Raw genomic sequence first — 20376 nt, forward strand, 5'->3', positions numbered from 1 at the left:
GGCGGTGGCACCCCCGGGCGCATTCCATACTAAGCGACCGCTCAGGATTCCCGGCCGGCAAGCCCCCCTGGTGGGGCGGGCTCAGCCGGCTATCGAGTCCAGCTGCTCGGCGGCGGGCCGCAGCGCCCACAGGTCTCCGCCGGGCGGCGCCTGAAGCTTCGCCACGGCCGCCTCGGCCGCCGCGTCCCCGGCATCGGCCGCCGCGTGCACGACATCGGTGGCCGCGTACCGGTGGAACTCCAGCTCGGGACGGGACCAGGCGGCGCCGGTCGCGGCCGGCAGGAGATAGCCGACCGCCCCGGACAGGCTCTGCCCGTCCGGGCCGCGGTACGCCCACAGGTCCACGCCCACATGCCGGCCGATGGCCGCCAGCCGGGTGTAGGCGACGAGGTCGAAGGTCGAGTAGTGCCAGCTGCGGGTGCGGGCGAGTTCCTGGGGCTGGCCGCCGTCGGCCGCGATCTGTGGGGCGATCCGCTTGGCGCGCGCGTCGAGCACGGTGCGCCGGGCGAGCGCGGTGTCACCGGTGGCGTAGGCGAGGGCGGCGAGCTGCATGTCGTAGAAGGTGCCGTGGTTGTTGGCGGCCGCGCCCTCCTCCTTGCCGAAGTCGCTGGTCCTCAGCCAGTGCAGGAAGTCGGCGTTCCACCGGCCCATCGCGGTGCGGTCCGCCGCGCTCCAGCCGGGGGCGCCGGCGGCCAGGATCGCCTGGGCGTCGAGGACGCTGGTGTACGACTGGGAGAAGTCGATGATGCCGATGGCCCGGCCGTCGTACTTGCACGGGATGAACTGGGCGTGCTCCAGGTCGGGGTTCATCCGGGTGGCCGGGTCCAGGAACCAGGTGCGCAGGATCTGCCCGGCCTTCTCGGCGTAGGCGCGCTCGCCCGTGTAGTACCAGGCGAGCGAGAGGTCGTACGTCGAGTCGAAGACCTTCTCGGCGTCCTGCCGGTCGGTGCCGCTGTCGACCTCCGGGTTGCGCTGCCCGTCGCGCTGGACGTATGGGCAGCCCCAGGGGTTGTCGGCGGTGGGGGTGCTCGTGGGCCACCAGTAGGGGGCCTGGCTCAGGTACTCGTGGACGTCGCCGCCGGGCGCGGGCCTCGGCTTGTCGACAACCGTCCAGGGGCCCTGGTCCAGCCAGCCGTCGGCGCGGGCGGTCAAGTCCTCGAGCGAGCGCCGCAGTCGGGGGTCGTGGTCCAGGAGGGCCCGGGTCCGCTGGAGGCGGCCGCCGTCGAGGACGGCGGTCCTCGGGGCCTTCGGCACGGCGTGCGCGGACGGGACGAGCACGGCCCCGAACGCCACCACGGCGGCCAGCAGTACGACCGCACGGGATCTTCCACTCATCGAGCACTCCGATCTGTCAGGGATCAGACACCACAATGGCCAGATATGTGAACTCAGTTCATAAGTGAGACCGTGCGAGCGTAGAACCGCTCGTTAGCCGTGACAATGGTGCGGACCGTCTTCACGTACGTAAGAAAGCGAAACCCCACCATGGACCTCGGCGTGCGCTGGAAACTGCACGGTGACGGGCGCACGCCCGCGCCCGGAGCGGTGGTACGCCCCGATGAACGGCTCACCTGGCCGCGAACGGCGGGCCTGGGCGCCCAGCACGTGGTCGCGATGTTCGGAGCGTCCTTCGTGGCGCCCGTTCTGATGGGCCTCGACCCCAACCTGGCCATCATGATGTCGGGTGTGGCGACCGCGATCTTCCTGCTCGCCACCCGCGGCCGCGTGCCCAGCTACCTGGGCTGCTCCCTGTCGTTCGTGGGGGTGGCCGCCGTGATCCGCGCACAGGGCGGTACGAGTGCCACCGTGACCGGCGCGGTGTTCGTCGTCGCCATCGTGCTGTTCCTGGTGGGGCTCGCGGTGCAGCGGTTCGGCGCGCGGATCATCCATGCCGCGATGCCGCCGATCGTCACCGGCGCGGTCGTCATGCTGATCGGCTTCAACCTCGCCCCGGTGACCGCCGCCACCTACTGGCCGCAGGACCAGTGGACGGCCCTGCTGGTCATGCTGTTCACCGGTCTCGCCGTGGTCTGCCTGCGCGGCTTCTGGTCCCGCATCGCGATCTTCCTCGGCCTGATCTTCGGGTACGCCGTCTCGTGGACCTTCGACCGGATCTTCGGCAAGATCCACTCCATGAGCCCGAGCGGCAAGGTCGCCGACCACTGGCGACTGGACCTCTCCGGCGTGTCCAAGGCCGACTGGATCGGCCTGCCGCACTTCCACGGGCCGTCCTTCCAGTGGTCGGCGATCCTGGTCGCGCTGCCCGTCGTCATCGCCCTGGTCGCGGAGAACGCGGGCCACGTCAAGGCGGTCGGCGAGATGACCGGCGACCCGCTGGACGACAAGCTCGGTACGGCGATCTCGGCGGACGGCGTCGCCTCCATGCTGTCCACCGCGGTGGGCGGCCCGCCGAACACCACCTACTCCGAGAACATCGGCGTCATGGCCGCGACCCGCGTCTACTCCACCGCCGCCTACTGGGCCGCCGCCTGCTTCGCGCTGCTCTTCGGCGTCTGCCCGAAGTTCGGCGCGGTCGTCGCCGCGATCCCGGGCGGCGTCCTCGGCGGCATCACCGTGATCCTCTACGGCATGATCGGCCTGCTCGGCGCCCAGATCTGGCTGAACGCCAAGGTGGACCTGCGCAACCCGCTGAACCTGGTCCCGGCCGCCGCGGGCATCATCATCGGCGTCGGCAACGTCAGCATGAAGTTCACGGACAACTTCTCGCTCAGCGGCATCGCGCTCGGCACCCTGGTCGTCATCACCGGCTACCACACCCTGCGCGCCTTCGCCCCGGCCCATCTGAAGAAGCAGGAGCCACTGCTGGACGAGGGCACGTCCTCCTACGACGCGGAGGCCGGCGACACGGAGACGCCGCGCGCCAAGTCGTAGGCGTACGAAGGGGTGAACGTCCCGGCGGCGCCCCGGCAGCCGTCCGACTCCCCCGGCGGCTTCACCCACAGGTACGCGTCGATCCGGGCCTCGCCGGTGTCCAGTGTCGGGGCCCGGCCGATCCGCCGGCCGGCCGGGTCGCACCACTGGCCGTCCGACGGTGCGCCGTTGCCGTTGCGGCTGGTGTCGATCACCGCGCCGAGGCGCGCCGGGCCGCCGAGCGCGGCCAGCACCCGGCGGTCGTAGGCGATCTCGTCGGCCGTGGTGCGGAAGTTGGAGACGTTGCTGAAGACGCCGTCCGCGCCGGCCGCTCCCGCCTGTTTCAGCAGGGCGGCCTGCTCGCCCGGCGGGTTCCAGCCGGAGTGCCCGGCGTCGTAGTAGACCCGCGCCCGCGGGTCGGCCGCCTTCAGCACCCGGCCCGCACGGGCCAGCGAGGCGAACCGGGCGGCGCGGTCCGCCCGGGTCAGGCAGTCCGACTGGGCGATGGAGTCCGGCTCCAGGACGACGATCACCTCACCCGGGCCCAGCCCCCGGGCGAAGGCGTCGATCCAGGCGTCGTAGACGGCGAGATCCGGCGCGCCGCCGCGGGAGGCGCCACCGCAGTCCCGGTCCGGGATCGCGTACGGCACGAGCACGGGGACCCGGTGCCGCGCCGCGGCGCCCGCGGTGACCGCGCCCACCCGGGCGGCGATGGTGCCCGGGTCCGGGTCGGCGAACCACACGGCGGCCGGCCGGTCGGCGATCCGGGCGGCGATGACGGCGGTGCGCGGATCGCCGGGGTGGGCACGCACCCAGTCCAGCACCTGGGACTCGGGGTGGCGGTACAGCAGCGGTGACACGGGACCGGCCGGCCGCCTTCTCCGGTCCGGGCCCGGGGTGACGGCGGGCGTCCTGATCCGCGCGGTCGGCCGGGGCGTCGGCTTGGCGCTCGGTGCGCTCGGCGTGTCCGGCGTGCTCGGCGACGGCGAGGGGGCCGCCGTCGCGGGCGCCGCATCGGCGGTGTGGGTCACCTCGGTGCGGGCCTGGCCGGAGCCGAGCGCCACGACGATCCCGGTGACCGAGCCGACCAGGGTGACCGCCGAGGCGGCCGTGACCATCAGCGCGCGCCGCACGGCCCGCCTGCGCGCGGCCCGGCGCTCGGCGAGGCGCCGAACGCGTAAGCCTGACACGGTGCCCCTCCCCCCTTCGCATCCGCGCCGCAGCGGTCCGTTCCCCCGTTCCGGCGAAGCACCGGGCCGGTCGGCACGCCGCCCGGCCCAGGGCTGGGACCCTTCCCCCATGGCGCAGTTGGAACACGTCACCACTCCCGTCGACGCGGTCGTCTCCCGGATGCGGGCCATCGACGCGGCCCTGCCCGAGCGGGACGGTGTCGCCGTCTTCAACCGCGTCTACCTCACCGTCACCGAGGAGGTCGACCGGCGCCTGGACGCCGGGGAGTTCCCGGACCCACGAGCGGCGATCGCCCTGGACGTGCGGTTCGCCGAGCGCTATCTCGCGGCGGTCGACGCGACGGCTGCGGACCGCCGTCCCCCCGCCTGCTGGCGGCCCCTGTTCCAGCTCCGCGGCCACCCCGGAGTACGGCCGCTGCAGTTCGCCCTGGCGGGCATCAACGCGCACATCGGGCACGACCTCGCGCTCGCCGTGGTGGACGCCTGTCGTACGCTCGGCTGCGAACCCCCCGAGCTGGAGGACGAGTTCGACCGCGTGGGCGATCTCCTCGACTCGCTGGAGGAGCGCGTCCGCGAGGATCTGATGCCGGGGCCCGACCTGCTCCAGATCGCCGACCCGCTCACCCATCTGCTGGGCTCCTGGAGCCTGGAGCGGGCCCGCGACGGGGCCTGGGCGGCGGCACGGGCGCTGTGGGCGCTGCGCCACTGCGGCGAGGTCGCCGGGGAGTTCGCCGAACGGCTGGACGCGGCGGTGGGGTTCGCGGGGCGGATGCTGCTGACGCCGCTCGCAGACTGACCCGGCCGGATCCGGCCCCCGGGTGAGCCGCCTTCGGAACACCCCTGCGCGCGCCGTACGTTGAAGGTTCAACACCCAGCGCAGAGGAGCAGCGGTATGGCGATCCGGCTCGGCCTGAGTCTTCCCCAGATGCGGCAGTACTCCCTCGGCACGGACGTCCCCGACGTGGCACGCGCCGCCGAGGAGATCGGATACGACAGCCTGTGGGTCTTCGAGCGGGCCCTGTTCCCCGAGCCCGCCACCCAGGGCCTGTACGGCATGGCCGGCGTGCCCTGGCCCGACCGGTACCGCGACGTGGCGGATCCGCTGGTCACCCTGGCCCTGGCCGCGGCCGCCACCGAGCGGGCGGAGCTGGGTTCCAGCGTCCTGGTGGCGCCGCTGCACATGCCGTTCCAGCTCGCCAAGGCCCTGGCCTCGCTGGACGTGGCGAGCGGGGGCCGGATGATCGCCGGGTTCGGCACCGGCTGGTCCCTGGACGAGTACGCCGCCTCGGGCGTCCGGCCGATCGAGGAGCGCGGCGCGGTCCTCGACGAGATCATCGAGGTGTGCCGGGCCGTGTGGGGCCCCGATCCGGTCGTCCACGACGGCACGCTCACGAAGATCGCCTCCGCGGCGGTCGGGCCCAAGCCCGCCCGCCCGATTCCGGTCATGCTGGCCGCGGGCAACGGTCGGGCCTTCCGCCGGCTCGTCGACCACGCCGACGGCTGGTTGCCGGCCGGCTTCAGCGCCGAAGGCGTCGAAGCCCAGTGGCGTCGCCTGCGGGAGATGGCCGAGGAGCGGGGCCGTACGCGGCCGATCCGCACGGTGCTGCGGGTGAACACCGCGCGCCGGGAGAAGCCGTACGAGGGAGCCGGCCGGCAGCCCTTCCAGGGCGATGTCGACCAGATCGTGGCGGACCTGGTGGAGTTCGCGGCCATCGGCCTGGACGAGATCCTCATCGACCTCCAGGGCGACGCGCGCGACGCGCGGGAGCTGACGGACGTCGCCGCGGAGGTGTTCGAGAAGGCGAGGGCGGCCGGAGTCTGAGGCCGGCCGCCCTCGCCTTGGTCCTTGCGCGGTTCCCGGTCAGTCCTCGGGGAGTTCCACGGGTGCGATCTCGTCGTAGACGTCGCCCGGACCCGGGTTGGCCGGGTCGCTCGCGCCGCCGAAGTGGTGCATGACGCCCCAGACCGCGTTCAGCGCGGTCTGGATCGCGCCCTCGGCCCAGCCGGCCGTCCAGGAGATGTCGTCGCCGGCGAGGAAGATGCCCCGCTTGTCCTGCGGCAGCCGGTCCTGCATGAAGTGGGTGAACAGGCGCCGCTGGTAGCGGTAGTGGCCGGGCAGGTTGGCCTTGAACGCGCCCATGAAATAGGGCTCGTTCTCCCAGGAGACCGTCACCGGGTTGCCGATGATGTGCTTGCGGATGTCGACCTTCGGGTAGATCTCGCCGAGCGACTTCAGCATGACCTCCATCCGCTCGTTCGCGGACAGCGGCAGCCACTTCAGGCTGTCGTCGCACCAGGTGTAGGACAGGCAGATCACGGCGGGCTTGTCCGGGCCGTCGTCCAGCAGGTAGGTGCCGCGGGTCATACGGTCGGTGAGCGTCATCGACATGACGTCCCGGCCCGTCTCCTCGTCCTTGTCCAGCCAGAAAGGCCGGTCCACAGGCACGAAGAGCTTGCTGGACTCCATGTAGTGGGTGCGCTCGATCGCCGTCCAGTGGTCGATCGGGAAGAGCGAGTCGTCACAGGCGATCTTGGACAGCAGCATCCAGGACTGGGCGGTGAAGATCGCCGCCTGATAGGTGCGGATGTCGCCGTTCGCGTCCGTCACGGTGATCCGGTTGCCCGCGGTGCGGTGCAGCCGGGTCACGGCCGGGCGCGGCTCGCCGTCCGGGTGCAGGGACTTCAGCGAGGTGCCGTACGGCCAGTGGACGATCTTCTGCGGCTCGCGCTCCCACAGGCGCAGCGGCAGTTGCTGGGAGCCGCCGACGATGCCGCGGTGGTGGTCGTCGGCCTCGGTGTAGACGACGCGCAGGATCTCCAGGATGGAGTTCGGGAAGTCAGTGTCCCAGCCGCCGGTGCCGAAGCCGACCTGGCCGAAGATCTCGCGGTGCCGGAACGACTTGAAGGCCTCGGAGTCGCACAGGAAGCCGTAGAAGGTCTGGTTGTCGAGCTTCTCGACGAGCTTCGCCCAGATCTCACGGATGCGCGGCACGTCCCGCTCGCGCATGGCGCGGTTCATGTCGGAGAAGTCGGCACCCTCGTCGAGGCACTTGTTCCAGGCCTCGGCGACGTCCCGGTACACCTGGGGCAGGTCGTCGACGCTCTCGGCGTAGTGCGACTCGCCCTTGAGGTCGACGACGGTCGAGGGGGTGGCCTCGGCCAGCGGGTTCGGGAACGGCGTGGTCCGCAGACCCACCATGTCGATGTAGTGCTGCAGCGCGGTGGAGGACGGCGGGAAGCGCATCGCGCCCATCTCGGCGGTCAGCGACTCGTCGCAGCCCTCGAAGCCGACCGTGCGCAGCCGGCCGCCGATCTGGTCGGCCTCGTAGACGACGGGCTTGAGGCCCATCTTCATCAGCTCGTACGCGGCCACGATGCCGGACAGCCCGCCGCCGATGACCGCGACCTCGGTGCCGTGCTCGGTCGCGGGTATCTGACCGAGGCCCGCCGGGTGGGCGAGGAAGTCGTCGTAGGCGTAGGGGAAGTCCGGGCCGAACATGGTGATCGGCGGCTGCTGCTCGTCGCTGTGCTCGACGGCGTTGGGCACCGTGGACGTCATGGGGTACGGACTCCTTGCGCGAAGTGAAACAGGGGGAAGCTGTGGCGGCGGCTCAGCCGAGCGACCCGTACAGACCGGGGCGGCGGTCGTTCAGGTACGGGTTGGCCTCGCGGGAGGCGGCCAGGAAGGCCGGGTCGGCGTCGGCGAGCACCAGCTGCTCGCTGCGGCCGGCGCGGGTGCGGGCGATCCCGTCGGGTCCGACGAGGGTGGACAGTCCGAAGAACTCGAACTCCCCCTCCTGACCGACCCGGTTCGCGTACGCGATGTACATCTGGTTCTCGAACGCGCGCACCGGGACCATCGACTCGGCGACCAGCTCGAACGGGTGCATGTTCGCGGTCGGGACGACGAGGAGGTCGGTGCCGGCCAGGGCGTGGGCGCGGACGTTCTCCGGGAACTCGACGTCGTAGCAGATCATCAGGCCGACGGTGAGGCCGTTCAGCTCGGCCTGGACGACGGGCTGGTCGCCCGGCGTGAAGTGGTCGCGCTCGGCGCAGCCGAAGAGATGGGTCTTGCGGTAGTTCGCGAGCCGGGTGCCGTCGGCGGAGATCAGCTGGGCGGAGTTGTGGACGGTCTCGCCGTCGCGCTCCGGGTAGCCGTAGGCGATGGCGATGCCGTGCCGGGTCGCGGTCTCGGCGATCGCGTCGGCGGAGTCGCCGTCGGCGGGCTCGGCGAGGCGGCCGATGGCGTCGCCGATCGCGTACCCGGTCAGGAACATCTCCGGTGCGACCAGCAGGGCGGCGCCCGCGGCGGCGGCGCGGCCCGCGGCCTCGTCGAGGACCTTCAGGTTCTCGACGACCGAGCCGGGGCGGCCGGAGCTCTGGAGCAGGGCGGTGCGCATGCGTGTTCCTCACCGGACGCGGGGGGTTAGGAGGTCATTAAGAAGGTACGGTCGGCGCGCTCGGCCGGACAAGGAGGAGCCGTTGCGCGCCTGTGCGCGGTTCGTTGCGTGGAGGGCGGGCCGGGCGGCGATTCGTTGCGCCACTCGCCGGCCGCCTGCGGCGCTCCCCGCCGGTGCCGGTCCTCCCTGAGACGCAGGTCACCCGTCCGGTTCCCCGCCGGGCGGGGGAGGTGGTCTCCCGCCCGCGGAGCGATGTGCGCCGAGCCCGCCGCCGGGAGAGTGGTGAGCGTTCAGTTCACGCGCTCGACCTGCGGAAAGGACCGCCATGAAGCGTCGTACGAGGATCGCCGCCGTCGCCGTCACCACCGCCCTGCTGATCACCGCCGGTACGGCCGGGGCGGCGCTGGCCGCGGGCGGCGGGGCACATTCCCCGCACCGGGAGGCTGCGGCGCTGACCGGTACGGCCAAGCTGTACCGCTCGGCCGGGGACGACATCACCTTCAGCTTCGACGCCCATCTGGCGGCGAAGGACACCGCGGACCCGCTCAAGGCCACCGGCACGTTCCGGTGGAGCCACTATCTGCACGGCCAGGGCGCGTGGGCCAGGGCGAAGGTCGACTGCCTGGTCACCGGCGGGAAGGTCGCCGTGGTCTCCGGTGTGATCACGGCCTCGGACCTGCCGGGGGCGAAGGGCAGGCGGGTCGGCGTCACGGTCCACGACCTCGGCCGGCACGACCGGCTGGGCTACAGCTGGGCGGCGGTCGGCAGCCCCACGGACACCAAGGACCTGCCCCGGTGCGTGTCCTCCGCCCCGTTCGAGAAGGTGAAGCAGGGCACGGGTGATTTCACGGTCGTGCCCTGGGAGCCGCGGTTCTAGATCCTGCTACTTGCCGGTGCCGACCGGGTCGACGGTGACGGCGGAGGTGGGGCCGTCCGAGACGGGCACGTTGACGGCGACGGACAGCGTCCGGGAGTGCGTCTCGTTCGGCGGGGTGACGACGAGGCTGGTGAAGGTCTCGCCGCTGCCGCCGGAGTTGTTCGGCGGGTAGTGCAGGGTGAAGCGGGTCTCCTCGCCGGGCTTGATGCCGACCAGCGGCGCGGCGAGCTTGCTCCGCCGGGCGCTGACGCTGCCGTCCTTGCTCTTGAGGTCGACACCGGGGAAGCCCTTGAGGGTGCAGGCGGCGGAGCCGGTGTTCTTCAGGTTGACGACGAGGGTGCCCTCGGCCATGCCGCCGGAGGTGGTGAACGCGAGGTGGGACGTCGTGCAGACGGCGGCACCGCCGCCGACGGCCGTGCCACCGCCGACGGTGCCGGACCGGCCGGTGGTGGTGCCCTTGCCGGAGGAAGCGCCACTGCCGCCGGAGCCCTGGGACCCGGAGGCCTGGGACCCGGAAGCCTGGGAGGCGGAGGTCTGCGAGCTCGGGGAGGAGGAGTCGCCGGAGGCGGAGGAACTCTTGTCACCGCCCTGGCAAGCGGTGAGCGAGAGGCCGGCGACGGCGGCGACGGCGAGCAGCGAGAGCTTCTGGACGCGCATGGTTCCCCTTCAGGCGTTGCCCCTCACTCCTCGGCGGTGAGCGGCACTGGTCACTTGCCGACCAGTGAGACCACCGGGGGCGCCGGGCGCGTTCCGGTCGGCCCCGCCTTCATACATGCCTGTTACAAGAGGTTCCGGACCCGTTACAAGACTCTCCGGACCTGCTCAGATCTCCCGCAGCCGCTCCATGATCTCCCGCAGCAGCCCCGGGTCGGCGGCCGCTCCTCCGGCCGGGAGCCGGCGCGGTTCGTCGATGCGGACCAGGCCCGCCTCGGCCAGGTCGCCGAGCAGCACCCTGAGGACGGTCAGAGGCAGGTCGGCGTCCGCGGCGAGTTCCACGACGGGACGGCGGCCACGCCGGATCACGTCGAGCAGGGCGGCGCGGGCATGGTCGATGTCCGGCCCCTGTGCGGCGTTCTCCACCGCGGTGACCTGGGACATCAGGTCGATGGCGTGCGCGCCCGAGGGCCGGGTGCGGCCCCGCGTCACCGTGTAGGGGCGCACCATCGACCCGGTCTCGTCCTCGTACCAGTGCTCGTCGCTCACCGCGGGATCATCAGGTCGTGCGGGCGGCCGCGTCCAGGTGGCGACCGAGGCGGCGGACGAGCAGGGCCATCTCGTGGGCGAGCTGCCCGACGTCGGTGCGGGCCTCGCTGAGGACGGCGAGCCGGCTGCCGTGGCCGGCCGGGGTGATGAAGAGGTAGGCGTCGTCGAGCATGACCATGGTCTGGCGCACCGCGCCCGCGGCGAACCGCTCGCCCGCCGAGCGGGCCAGGCCGTGGAAGCCGGAGCTGACGGCGGCCAGGTGCTCGATGTCCCTGCGGCGCATCCCGTCCGAGCTGCTGAGCGGCAGGCCGTCGGCGGTCAGCAGGACGGCATGACGGACGTGGTCGGTACGCGCCACGAGGTCGTCCAGCAGCCAGCCGAGATCCGTACCGGGCGCTCCACCGGGCTCGGCGGACCGCTCGGGCGTGTGTTCCTCACCGGGCATCGTCGGTGTCCGTCCCTTCGTGGGCGTGGGTGGTCACGGTGTCGGAGCCGGAGTCCGAGTCGGAGTCCGAGTCGGTCGCCGGCAGGCCCCTGCGGCCGCGGTCGAGGCCGCGCTGGAAGGCGCCGAAGATCGCCCGCATCTCCTCGGCGTCCGTCTCCGGGCCGGCCCCGTCCTCGCGGGGCGGCGGCTCGTCCCGCAGCTCCGGTGCGAGAGAGGCCTGGCGGACCCGCGTGGGCAGGGCGGGCGCGGGCACGGACGGTTCGGACACGGCCCCCGCGTCGGGCACGGGCACGGACGCGAGCCGGCCCCGCGCGGGCGGTTCCGCCACGGGTGCATACCGCGCCCCGCCCGGCGGGGCGGTGCGCTTCCTGGACGGCAACTCGCGTACGGCGGCGCCGTGTTCGTGCTGCTCGGGCCCCACCGGCACGGGCGTCGCAGGCACTCGCGGCGCCGGCGCCACGTCCGCCAGCAGCCCCTCCGGGAGCAGCACCACCGCGGTCGTACCGCCGTAGGGCGAATCGCGCAGGGTGACCTCGATGCCGTGCCGGGCGGCGAGGCGGCCGACGACGTAGAGGCCCAGCCGGTCATGGCGGGTGGGGTCGAAGCCGTCAGGATCGGTGAGGGTGCTGTGGGCCTGGGCACGGGCCTCGGCGTCGAGGCCGAGCCCCCGGTCGTCGATCTCCAGCACGAACCCGCCGCCGACCCACCCGGTGCGCAGGGTGACCTGGGTGTGCGGCGGCGAGAACACCGCGGCGTTCTCCAGCAGTTCGGCCACCAGGTGGACGACGTCGGCGACGGCGTCGGCCGCGACCCCGGCCTCGGCCATCGGCGGCACCACCACGCGCGCGTAGTCCTCGATCTCGCCGACGGCCGAGGCCACGACGTCCGCGACCGGCACGGGCCGGCGCCAGCGCCGGCCGGGCGCCGCGCCGGAGAGGATGATCAGGCTCTCGGCGTGCCGGCGCATGCGCGTGGTCAGGTGGTCGATACGGAACAGCTCGCGCAGCACGTCGGGGTCGTCCGTACGCCGTTCCAGGGTGTCGACGAGCTTCAGCTGGCGGTGTACGAGCGCCTGGTTGCGGCGCGCGATGTTGAGCAGCACCGCGAACAGGCCCCGGCGCAGTCCGGCCTGCTTGACGGCGGCCTCGACGGCGGCGAGCCGCGCGGTGTTGAAGGACCGGCCGACCTGCCCGATCTCGTCGTCGTGCACCTCGTCGGCGGCCAGCGGCGGCGCCTCGACGAGTGCGTCCACCTCGTCGCCGGCGCCGAGCCTGCGCATGACGTCGGGCAGTTGGTCCTTCGTCAGGACATCGGCCGCGTCGCGCAGGGTCTCCAGGCGCCGCGAGATGCGCCGCGCCCCGCGCACCGCGAACCACAGCGACAGCCCCGCGGCGGCGAGGCCCACGCCACCGACGACGGCGGCCTTGGTCAGCTCCTGGTAGGCGAAGGCCCGGCCGCGTGCGGCGGAGTTCTCGGCGGACGTGGTGCACAGCTCGCGGTAGCGCACGACGGCCCGGTCGGTGGTGGAACGCCAGGTGTCGGCCCCGACGGCCTTCCCGGCGCCGACGGCCCCGGACCGCAGCAGCGCGTCCTCACCGCGCACCAGCGAGCCGTAGAGGTCTGTGTGCTGGAAGTCCTCGAACAGCGCGCGCGAGTCGGCCGGCAGGTCCGGCACGTACGTCCGCTCGAACACCCGCCGGTCCTCGATGGTCGAGGTCAGGGTGTCGTACTGCCGGTCGGTCAGGGTGCCGGCCGCCCGCGCCCCGGCGACCAGCGCGTCCTCCCGGGAGACGAACTCCCGCACCCGTACCAGCTCGATGACGACCTGTGCCTCGCGGGCGAGCTGTCCGGCCTGGAGGGCGGTGAGCGTGGACTGCACGTCGAAGCCGGGCTCCACGAGCGTGCTGTACTCGTCCACGGCCCGGTCCCAGCTGATGCGCCGGGACAGGACCTGCGCGCGCAGCCCGTCCAGCTTGCCGGCGGCCGTGACCACGGCGTCCAGCGCCTGGCGCTGGCGGTCCGTGAGCCGGCCGCGGTCGCCGTCGCGGATCGCCTCCCGCATGGCGTCGACGGCGCGGTCGGTACGGCGCTGCTGCCCGAGCAGGTCGCTCGCGGCGGCCGTGTCGAGACCGGCGCCCAGGTAGGCGGCGGACATCCGGCGCTCGATCTGGATCTGCCCGATCGCGGTGTCCACGGGGGTGCCGAAGTCCTCGTACACCCCCTGGACCCGGACCAGCGCGCGCAGTTCGCCGGTGACGGACCACATGGCGAAGCTCCACAGCGCCATCAGCGCGACGGCCGGGGCGAGCGCGAGCGCCACGATCCGCGTACGGACGGTGGTGGGACGGCCGAGGGGCCAGCGCATGGAGTACCTGCCGTGTTACCAGTCAGTAGCGGAGCGCGGCACAACATACGGGATGGTCACCCCGTACCGCAATGGTGACCTGCGGTAACCCCCGGTCACCTCGGCGGGAGCGCGAAGGTGGCGACGACGGCCGCGTGGTCGGAGGGCCAGTCGTTGTCCGCGACGTCCGGCCAGGGCCGCGGGCTGCCCGTGACGAGGGTCCGCGCGTCGCGCACGGTCAGGCCCCGGTGCAGGACGTAGTCGATCCGGTCCTGCGGCTCGGGCCGCCCGCTGCCGTCCTCGTGCACCGGGTGGATCGGCGACCAGGTGTGGCCGGGCTCGGCGACGGGGTCCGGGTGGGCCTCGCGGTAGGAGTCGGCGAAGCCCGCGTCCTCGGCCGCCTTCGTCACCGGCCAGGCCACGTCCGGCCAGTCCAGGTGCGAGGGGCAGTTGAAGTCGCCGACGAGGACGACGGGCACGTCCGCTCCGCCGGACTGCGCGATACGGCCCAGCGCGTCCCGCATCTGGGTCAGCCGCAGCTCCTCGTGGGCGATCAGCTCCGCCGCCGGCAGCCCGTCGAAGACGGACTCGTAGGGGCCGTACGGCGTGTAGTGCAGATGCGCGATCCACACGTCGACCTCGCGGCCGGGCGCCACGGCGATCCGGACGCCCGCGGCGCCGTAGAAGCCGACGTCCGGATCGCCGAAGCGGGCGGTGATCGGGTGGCGGCTGAGGACGCCGAGGTTCTCGCCGGCCCGGTGGTGGTGCCAGCCGAGCGCCTCGGCCAGCTCCTGGGCGGCGCTGCCGCCCGTCTCCTGCAGTCCGACGACATCGGCGCCGCTCTCCAGGACGACCTTGAGCTGCTTGGCGCGATGGTCGTCGACCTCGCTGCCGCCGAGCCACAGATTCCAGCTCATGACCCGGAGTTCGGGGGCGACCATCCTGCGCAGGTCCTGGACGCCGACGCCGGTGAGGCTGTCCCGCACGGTCCGGCCGGGCGCGGTGCCGATCGGCGCGAGGGACGGGACCGCGAGGACGGCGCAGCCGGCGGCCTCGGCGGAGGCGACACCGGTCTCGGTGTCCTCGACGGCCACGCAGGCGCCGGGGTCGACGCCGAGGGCATGGCAGGCGGCCCGATAGGGGTCGGGAGCCGGCTTAGTGCGTGCGGTGTCGTCGGCGGTGACGGAGGCCGCGAACCGGTCGGCGCCGAGGGCGTCGAGGACGATGTCGGCGACCGCGCGTGGGGACGCGGTGACCAGGGCGGCGGGGATGCCGGCGGCGGCCAGCGCGTCCAGCAGGTCCAGCGCGCCGGGCCGGGGCACGATCCCGGTGCGGACGCGGTCGGCGAACTCGCGGTGCAGATCGGCCGCGATGTCCGCCTCCGGCCGGCCCGTCGCCGTGGCGAGCCAGGCGGCGGTGTGCTCGACCGGGCGGCCGAGCACGTCGGCCTGGTCGTCCTCGGTCAGCGGGCGGCCGGCGGCCTCCTCGACCGCCTCCCACCACAGCCGCTCGGTGTCGACGAGCGTGCCGTCCATGTCGAACAGAACGGCCTGCAGCGGGAATTCGGAGGTGTGGGGGGTCACGTTCGGGTCATTCCTCACTTCTGGATACGTTCGGCCACGAGCACCGCTCGCTCGGGCAGCGACACGCCGACGGCGGATCCGGCGCCGAGCCCGGCGGCTTCGTGCGTGGGCAGGTCGGCCTTGGCCTCCGTGCCGTCGGCGAGCCGTACGGTGACCCGGACGACGGCGCCGAGGAAGGCGGTGGCCACGACGCGGGCGGCGCCCTGCTCGTCGGCGCTCACCCAAAGGGACTCCGGGCGCACCAGCACGTCCACCGGGCCGTCCGGCACCTCGCCGTCGGCCGGCAGCCGCTGCCCGAGCACCTCGACGGTGCCGTCCTTCAGGTCGCCGGGAATCCGGCTCATGGTGCCGACGAACTCGGCGACGAAAGCCGTGGCGGGGCGGCCGTACAGCTCGGCGGGTCCGGCGCACTGTTCGAGGCGACCGGCGCGCATGACGGCGACCCGGTCGGCGACCGAGAGGGCCTCCTCCTGATCATGCGTCACGAAGAGGGTGGTGATGCCGAGTTCCTGCTGGAGCCGGCGGATCTCCTCGCGCAGGGTGAGCCGCACCTTGGCGTCGAGCGCGGACAGCGGCTCGTCGAGCAGCAGCACGCGCGGGCGCAGGGCCAGGGCGCGGGCCAGCGCGATGCGCTGCTGCTGACCGCCGGAGAGCTGGTGCGGGTAGCGCTCGCCCTTGTCGCCGAGGCCGACCAGATCCAGCAGCTCGGCGGCCCGGGAGCGCCGTTCGGCCGTGCGGACGCCGCGCATGCGCAGCCCGAAGGCGACGTTGTCGACGGCGTTCAGATGCGGGAAGAGGCTGTACGACTGGAACACCATGCCGGCGTCGCGGCGGTGGGCCGGGACGTGCGTGACGTCCTCGCCGTCCACCAGTACGGCGCCGGAGTCGGGGTGTTCGAACCCGGCGAGCATGCGCAGCGCGGTGGTCTTGCCGCAGCCGGACGGGCCGAGCAGGGCCAGGAACTCCCCCGGGCGGACGGTCAGGTCGAGTCCGTCGAGGGCGACGGTCGCCCCGAACTCCCGCCGCAGGCCGCGGAATTCGACGGTGGCGGCCTTTTCGAGGGTGTCGGGCAGGGTGGCGGTCATGTGTGTCATCCCCGGGAGGAAGCGGATCGGTTGCGGCCGCCGGCACCGGCGAGCGCGAGGAGCAGGGCCCAGGTGACAAGCAGGCTGAGCACGGACACGGCGACGGACATCTGGGCCTGTTCGCCGCCGACGTTGTAGATCCACACGGCGAAGGGCGTGTATCCGAGCAGATGGGAGACCGTGAACTCGCCGAGGACCAGGGCCAGCGTGAGGAAGGACGCGTTCAGCAGCGCCCCGCGCAGGTTCGGCAGCACGGCCCGGACGAGGGCCTGCGGCCAGGAGGCGCCGCAGCTGCGCGCGGCCTCGACGAGGGTCCGTACGTCGATGGCGCGCAGACCGGCGTCCAGGGCCCGGTAGACGAACGGCAGGGCCATCACGACGTAGGCGAGGACCAGCACCACGGGGAAGTCCGGGTTCTGGATCGCCACGAACGTCTCGAACAGCGGCGTCCGGGAGAGATGCTCCGGTCCCCACTTCAGCACGGTGGCGATGCCGGCGACGAACGCGATGGGCGGCACCACCAGCGGCAGCGAGCACACCACCTCCACCACCGGGCGCAGCCGCGGCGAGCCGAGCCGCAGCGCGACCACGGCGGGCACCATCAGCAGCAGGACGACCGCGATGGTGGCCAGGGCCAGCTCCAGCGAGAGCACGAGGCTCGACAGGAAGCCGTCGGCGGTGAGGATCTTGGTGTAGGCGTCGAAGGTGAGGCCCTGGCCGGGCACGTCGACCGTGAAGATCACGGAGGCGGCGAGCGGCACCAGGAAATACAGGGCGGCGAGGCCGAGGACGACCCACCGCCACGGGGTCAGGCGTCGAGCCATCGGGCACTCCGTCGCTGAAGGGGCAGGTACACGGCCATCACCAGGCCCGCCACCAGCACCATGTCGAGACTGAGGGCGAGGGCGACGTTCTCCTGGCCGACCAGGACGTTGCCGGACAGGGCGTCGGCGATCTGCAGGGTGACCAGCGGGACCGCGCTGCCGACCATGGCGGCGGCGGTGGCGTAGGCGGCGAAGGCGCTGCCGAAGAGCAGCACGAGACCGCCGAGCAGCGAGGGCGCGAGCACGGGCAGGGCCACGTGCCGCCAGTACTGCACGCCGTTGGCGCCGTTGTTCAGCGCGGCCTCGCGCCACTGGGTGCGCAGGCCGTCCAGCGCGGGGGTGATGGTGAGGACCATGAGCGGGATGAGGAAGTACAGATAGACGAGGACCAGGCCCCAGAAGCTGTAGAGGTTCCAGCCGCTGTCCTTCAGGCCCAGGTGGACGGTGAGGACGCCCGCGTTGCCGAGGGTGGCGACGAAGGCGAAAGCCAGCGGGACGCCGCCGAAGTTGGCGAGCACGCCGGAGGCGGTCAGCACGGCCTCGCGCAGCCAGCGGGAGCGGGAGCTGACCACGGCCTGCGCCAGCGGCAGCCCGAGCAGGGCGCCGAGCGCGGCGGAGATCGCGGACAGCTTGACGCTGCCGAGCAGGGCGGTGAGGTACGGGCCCTGCAGCGAGGCCGTCACATTGGCGCCGGTGTAGTGGGAGGCGCCGGTGGTGGCGTCGTCGGCCGAGAAGGCGCCGTTCACGATGGCCAGGGCGGGCAGGCCGAAGGCGACGGCCGTGAAGACGAGCAGCGGCGCCACGGCGAGCCAGCCGGGGGCGCGGCGCCGCCGCTTCGCCGAAGCGACGGGCGCCACGTCCGCACGCGGAAGAGCGGTGGTCATCCGGAGACGGCCTTACCCCAGCCCTGGGCGATGACCGTCTTGGCCTTGCTCTGCTGGGCCTCGGTCGGGAAGGACGGCGTGCCCGTGACCTTGGGCAGCTTGGCGGCGGCCGTCTTGTCGAGGGTGCCGGCCTTGTCCAGGACGGTCATCAGGGCCGGGCGGGCGTAGCCCTTGAGCCAGAGGTTCTGGCCCTCGGCGCTGTACAGGTACTCCTGCCACAGGCGGGCGGCCGCCGGGTGCGGGGCGTCCTTGTTGACGGCCTGGGAGTAGTACTGGGCGTACTGGCCGTCGCTCGGGACGGAGACCTGCCAGTCGAGGCCCTTGGACTTGAACTCGTCGCCGTAGCCCGCGTTCAGGTAGTCCCAGTCGATGGAGATGGGCGTCTCGCCCTTCTCGACGGTGGCCGGGGTGGACTCGACCGGCGTGTAGTTGCCGCTCTTCTTCAGCTTGGCGAAGAAGTCCAGGCCGGGCTGGATGTTGTCGAAGGAGCCGCCGTTCGCGAGGGCCGCCGCGAAGACGCCGCCGAAGGCCGAGCCGGACTTGGTCGGGTTGCCGTTGAGCGCGACCTGGCCCTTGTACTGGGGCTTGAGGAGGTCCTTGAAGGTGGTCGGGCACTGCTTGACGCGCTTGGCGTCGCAGCCGATGGAGACGTAGCCGCCGTAGTCGTTGTACCAGCGGGCCTGCGGGTCCTTCTGCGCCTCGGGGATGTCACCGTAGGAGGCCACCTTGTACGGCGCGAGCAGGCCCTGCTGGGCGGCGCTCAGCGCGAAGGAGGAGCCGAGGTCGAGGACGTCGGGGGCGCGGTCCTGGCCCTTGCGGGTGGTGACGGCGTTGATCTCGTCCTGGCTGGCGGCGTCCGGGCTCTCGTCCTGGATCTTGATGCCGTACTTCTTCTGGAAACCGTCGATGATGGCGCCGTAGTTGGCCCAGTCGCGGGGCACCGCGATGATGTGCAGCGTGCCCTCCTTCTTGGCCGCCTTCACCAGGGCGTCCATGCCGCCGAAGTCGGCTGCGGAGGTGGCGGTGGCGGCGCTCTTGCCGTCCTTGGTCTTGGTCGACGCGTTGTCGGGGGCGGCGCCGCAGGCGCTCAGGGCGAGCGCGGCGACGACAGCGAGGGAGCCGCCGAGCACGGCGTTTCTCGGCAGGGACACGGTCACGGTCTCTCCAGGGGGACGCATAAGGAGGGAGGGAGAACTTGTCTGAACAAGTTGGCCTCAGTACGCCCGGCGCGAGTGTCCTGGTGGTAAACGGAAGCAGAACACCGTCCGCTGATTCCCTGCACACTTCCGGCTGACACGGATCACCCGGGTGTGTCGATTAGGCTGGTCACGCTGTGCACAGTGACCCGAGCAGAGGGGAAGCATGACGGCGCGACACGAGGAGATCGCCGACGAGCTGCGGCGGGCGATCGACCGCGAGGAGTACACGGTCGGCAGTCGACTGCCCTCGGAATCGGAGCTTGCCGCGCACTACGCCGTCTCGCGCGGCACGGTCCGCCAGGCCGTCGCGACCCTCACCGCCGAGGGGCTGATCGGCTCCCGCCAGGGCGCCCGGCGCGTCGTGCTCGCCAGCCGCCGCAGCCAGAGCTTCGAGGAACTGCGCAGCTTCGCCCAGTGGGCGCGGGCGATGGGCCGCGGGGCCACGGGCCATGTGGTGGCCCAGGAGTACCGCCCGGCGACGCACGAGGACGCCGTACGCCTCCAACTCCCCATCGGGACACAGGTGTTGCATGTGCTCCGGATCCGCGGCCTGGACGGCGAACCGGTCCTGCTGGAGCGCACGGTCTACGCCGACTGGATCTCCCCGGCGGTCGAGTCGATCGAGCCGGACTGCCCCTCCGTCACCCAACGCCTCTTCGACGACACGGGGTTGGTCTTCGCCTACGGCGAGCACATCATCGACGCGGTGGCGGCGGGCGCCCAGGACGCCGAGCTGCTGGGCATCCGCCGTACGAGTCCGCTGCTGCGGGTGCGCCGGGTGACGACGACACGCGAGGGGCGCCCGGTGGAGTGGTCGGACGACCGCTACCGCTCGGACGCGGTGAGCTTCGCCGTACGCAACTCGATCGGGAACAACGCGCTGGCGCGGAAAACGGCGGAGTGAGCGGGGCGTTCCCGTGGCACCGGCCGCACTGCCCACATCGCAGGGATGCGCCGCACGCTGACGTCGATCAGGCACCGCGCGGGCCGACCCGCGCCCGGGGCCGGAATCCGGGCCTACCCCGGCGCCCCGGAGGAAAAGCGCCGCAGCAACGGTGACAGCACCAGCACCGACTTGGTCCGTTCCACGAACGGCTCCCCGGCGATCCGTTCCAGCACGCGTTCGAAGTGACGCATGTCGGAGGCGAAGACCTGGGCGATCGCGTCCGCGTCGCCGGTGACGGTCGACGCGGCCACGACCTCCTGGTAGCGCTCCAGCCCCCGCTGGATGGTCTCCGGCGAGGTGTTGCGCCGGCAGTGGATCTCGATATAGCCCTCGGTCTCCCAGCCGAGCGCCGCCGGGTCCACCCGGACGGTGAATCCGGTGATGGCTCCGGTGGCCCGCAGCCGGTCCACGCGCCGCTTGACCGCGGGGGCGGACAGGCCGACCAGTTGCCCGATGTCCGCGTAGGAGCGGCGGGCGTCCTCGGCGAGGGCGTGCACGATGCGTTCGTCGAGATCGTTCAGCACA

Annotated in this window: 19 protein-coding genes; 5 read left to right on the top strand and 14 right to left on the bottom strand. The window is 72.6% G+C overall.

What is annotated here, in order from left to right; all coding sequences use genetic code 11:
- Nucleotides 1-81 precede the first annotated feature (81 nt).
- Nucleotides 82-1335: an alginate lyase family protein gene (locus AQI95_RS28055; protein WP_067129698.1), complete on the bottom strand. Its 1254-nt coding sequence runs from the start codon at nt 1333-1335 to the stop codon at nt 82-84.
- 150 nt (nt 1336-1485) lie between these two features.
- Between AQI95_RS28055 and AQI95_RS28060 the strand changes: the two genes are divergently transcribed.
- Nucleotides 1486-2892 carry a uracil-xanthine permease family protein gene (locus tag AQI95_RS28060; protein WP_067129701.1) on the top strand — a complete coding sequence of 469 codons (1407 nt, stop codon included), beginning with the start codon at nt 1486-1488 and terminating at the stop codon, nt 2890-2892.
- Here AQI95_RS28060 and AQI95_RS28065 read toward each other — a convergent pair.
- Nucleotides 2844-3989, bottom strand: a complete 1146-nt coding sequence (locus tag AQI95_RS28065) for a glycoside hydrolase family 6 protein (RefSeq protein ID WP_067130294.1) — start codon at nt 3987-3989, stop codon at nt 2844-2846. The genes AQI95_RS28060 and AQI95_RS28065 overlap by 49 nt on opposite strands.
- 181 nt (nt 3990-4170) lie before the next feature.
- Here AQI95_RS28065 and AQI95_RS28070 point away from each other — a divergent pair, with 181 nt between their 5' ends.
- Nucleotides 4171-4857, top strand: a complete 687-nt coding sequence (locus tag AQI95_RS28070; protein ID WP_067129704.1) for a DUF5995 family protein — start codon at nt 4171-4173, stop codon at nt 4855-4857.
- Nucleotides 4858-4953: 96 nt separating this feature from the next.
- Complete coding sequence (locus tag AQI95_RS28075; protein WP_067129707.1) at nt 4954-5883, top strand: TIGR03619 family F420-dependent LLM class oxidoreductase; 930 nt, start codon at nt 4954-4956, stop codon at nt 5881-5883.
- A gap of 39 nt (nt 5884-5922) precedes the next feature.
- On the opposite strand, the gene AQI95_RS28080 is transcribed toward AQI95_RS28075, so the two are convergent.
- The gene (locus AQI95_RS28080; protein WP_067129710.1) at nt 5923-7620 is read right to left on the bottom strand and encodes a flavin monoamine oxidase family protein; all 1698 of its coding nucleotides are present in this window, start codon (nt 7618-7620) and stop codon (nt 5923-5925) included.
- A gap of 52 nt (nt 7621-7672) precedes the next feature.
- On the bottom strand, nt 7673-8461 hold the full coding sequence (locus tag AQI95_RS28085; protein ID WP_067129713.1) for a carbon-nitrogen hydrolase family protein: 789 nt from the start codon (nt 8459-8461) through the stop codon (nt 7673-7675).
- 325 nt (nt 8462-8786) lie between these two features.
- Here AQI95_RS28085 and AQI95_RS28090 point away from each other — a divergent pair, with 325 nt between their 5' ends.
- The gene (locus AQI95_RS28090; RefSeq protein WP_067129716.1) at nt 8787-9338 is read left to right on the top strand and encodes a Repetin; all 552 of its coding nucleotides are present in this window, start codon (nt 8787-8789) and stop codon (nt 9336-9338) included.
- Between the two features lie 6 nt (nt 9339-9344).
- Here AQI95_RS28090 and AQI95_RS28095 read toward each other — a convergent pair whose 3' ends face one another.
- The 9 genes from AQI95_RS28095 to AQI95_RS28135 form a co-directional block, all read right to left on the bottom strand.
- Nucleotides 9345-9995, bottom strand: coding sequence for a DUF4232 domain-containing protein (locus AQI95_RS28095; RefSeq protein ID WP_067129719.1), 651 nt, complete (start codon nt 9993-9995; stop codon nt 9345-9347).
- 165 nt (nt 9996-10160) lie between these two features.
- Nucleotides 10161-10541, bottom strand: a complete 381-nt coding sequence (locus AQI95_RS28100) for a DUF742 domain-containing protein (protein WP_244188868.1) — start codon at nt 10539-10541, stop codon at nt 10161-10163.
- A 10-nt stretch (nt 10542-10551) separates the two neighbouring features.
- Nucleotides 10552-10986, bottom strand: coding sequence for a roadblock/LC7 domain-containing protein (locus AQI95_RS28105; protein ID WP_079071510.1), 435 nt, complete (start codon nt 10984-10986; stop codon nt 10552-10554).
- Nucleotides 10976-13351 (bottom strand): sensor histidine kinase, encoded by a 2376-nt coding sequence (locus tag AQI95_RS28110; protein ID WP_079071511.1) that lies wholly within the window; start codon nt 13349-13351, stop codon nt 10976-10978. Before AQI95_RS28110 ends, AQI95_RS28105 begins: the two co-directional genes overlap by 11 nt.
- A gap of 95 nt (nt 13352-13446) precedes the next feature.
- A complete protein-coding gene (locus AQI95_RS28115) occupies nt 13447-14913 on the bottom strand; it encodes an HAD-IA family hydrolase (RefSeq protein WP_067129722.1) in 1467 nt (488 codons plus the stop codon).
- A 14-nt stretch (nt 14914-14927) separates the two neighbouring features.
- Entirely contained in the window at nt 14928-16007 is a 1080-nt protein-coding gene (locus tag AQI95_RS28120) for an ABC transporter ATP-binding protein (RefSeq protein ID WP_067129724.1), read from the bottom strand.
- On the bottom strand, nt 16004-16822 hold the full coding sequence (locus tag AQI95_RS28125; protein WP_067129740.1) for an ABC transporter permease: 819 nt from the start codon (nt 16820-16822) through the stop codon (nt 16004-16006). Before AQI95_RS28125 ends, AQI95_RS28120 begins: the two co-directional genes overlap by 4 nt.
- Entirely contained in the window at nt 16807-17706 is a 900-nt protein-coding gene (locus AQI95_RS28130) for an ABC transporter permease (RefSeq protein WP_067129743.1), read from the bottom strand. The genes AQI95_RS28125 and AQI95_RS28130 overlap by 16 nt, the downstream gene beginning before the upstream one ends.
- A complete protein-coding gene (locus AQI95_RS28135; RefSeq protein WP_067129746.1) occupies nt 17703-18863 on the bottom strand; it encodes an ABC transporter substrate-binding protein in 1161 nt (386 codons plus the stop codon). The genes AQI95_RS28130 and AQI95_RS28135 overlap by 4 nt, the downstream gene beginning before the upstream one ends.
- 205 nt (nt 18864-19068) lie before the next feature.
- Here AQI95_RS28135 and AQI95_RS28140 point away from each other — a divergent pair, with 205 nt between their 5' ends.
- Entirely contained in the window at nt 19069-19809 is a 741-nt protein-coding gene (locus AQI95_RS28140) for a GntR family transcriptional regulator (protein WP_067129749.1), read from the top strand.
- Between the two features lie 113 nt (nt 19810-19922).
- On the opposite strand, the gene AQI95_RS28145 is transcribed toward AQI95_RS28140, so the two are convergent.
- Nucleotides 19923-20375, bottom strand: coding sequence for an Lrp/AsnC family transcriptional regulator (locus tag AQI95_RS28145; protein WP_067129751.1), 453 nt, complete (start codon nt 20373-20375; stop codon nt 19923-19925).
- Between the last annotated feature and the right edge of the window lies 1 nt (nt 20376).

The organism is Streptomyces yokosukanensis, from assembly GCF_001514035.1.
In the GTDB taxonomy this organism is placed as follows: domain Bacteria; phylum Actinomycetota; class Actinomycetes; order Streptomycetales; family Streptomycetaceae; genus Streptomyces; species Streptomyces yokosukanensis.

What these genes read in the sequence shown, in the direction of transcription:
- AQI95_RS28090 (WP_067129716.1), top strand. Translation starts at nt 8,787, where the DNA reads ATGAAGCGTCGTACGAGGATCGCCGCCGTCGCCGTCACCACCGCCCTG.
- AQI95_RS28110 (WP_079071511.1), bottom strand. Translation starts at nt 13,351, where the DNA reads ATGCGCTGGCCCCTCGGCCGTCCCACCACCGTCCGTACGCGGATCGTG.
- AQI95_RS28070 (WP_067129704.1), top strand. Translation starts at nt 4,171, where the DNA reads ATGGCGCAGTTGGAACACGTCACCACTCCCGTCGACGCGGTCGTCTCC.
- AQI95_RS28075 (WP_067129707.1), top strand. Translation starts at nt 4,954, where the DNA reads ATGGCGATCCGGCTCGGCCTGAGTCTTCCCCAGATGCGGCAGTACTCC.
- AQI95_RS28080 (WP_067129710.1), bottom strand. Translation starts at nt 7,620, where the DNA reads ATGACGTCCACGGTGCCCAACGCCGTCGAGCACAGCGACGAGCAGCAG.
- AQI95_RS28140 (WP_067129749.1), top strand. Translation starts at nt 19,069, where the DNA reads ATGACGGCGCGACACGAGGAGATCGCCGACGAGCTGCGGCGGGCGATC.
- AQI95_RS28105 (WP_079071510.1), bottom strand. Translation starts at nt 10,986, where the DNA reads ATGCCCGGTGAGGAACACACGCCCGAGCGGTCCGCCGAGCCCGGTGGA.
- AQI95_RS28055 (WP_067129698.1), bottom strand. Translation starts at nt 1,335, where the DNA reads ATGAGTGGAAGATCCCGTGCGGTCGTACTGCTGGCCGCCGTGGTGGCG.
- AQI95_RS28130 (WP_067129743.1), bottom strand. Translation starts at nt 17,706, where the DNA reads ATGACCACCGCTCTTCCGCGTGCGGACGTGGCGCCCGTCGCTTCGGCG.
- AQI95_RS28060 (WP_067129701.1), top strand. Translation starts at nt 1,486, where the DNA reads ATGGACCTCGGCGTGCGCTGGAAACTGCACGGTGACGGGCGCACGCCC.
- AQI95_RS28065 (WP_067130294.1), bottom strand. Translation starts at nt 3,989, where the DNA reads ATGGTCACGGCCGCCTCGGCGGTCACCCTGGTCGGCTCGGTCACCGGG.
- AQI95_RS28125 (WP_067129740.1), bottom strand. Translation starts at nt 16,822, where the DNA reads ATGGCTCGACGCCTGACCCCGTGGCGGTGGGTCGTCCTCGGCCTCGCC.
- AQI95_RS28120 (WP_067129724.1), bottom strand. Translation starts at nt 16,007, where the DNA reads ATGACACACATGACCGCCACCCTGCCCGACACCCTCGAAAAGGCCGCC.
- AQI95_RS28095 (WP_067129719.1), bottom strand. Translation starts at nt 9,995, where the DNA reads ATGCGCGTCCAGAAGCTCTCGCTGCTCGCCGTCGCCGCCGTCGCCGGC.
- AQI95_RS28085 (WP_067129713.1), bottom strand. Translation starts at nt 8,461, where the DNA reads ATGCGCACCGCCCTGCTCCAGAGCTCCGGCCGCCCCGGCTCGGTCGTC.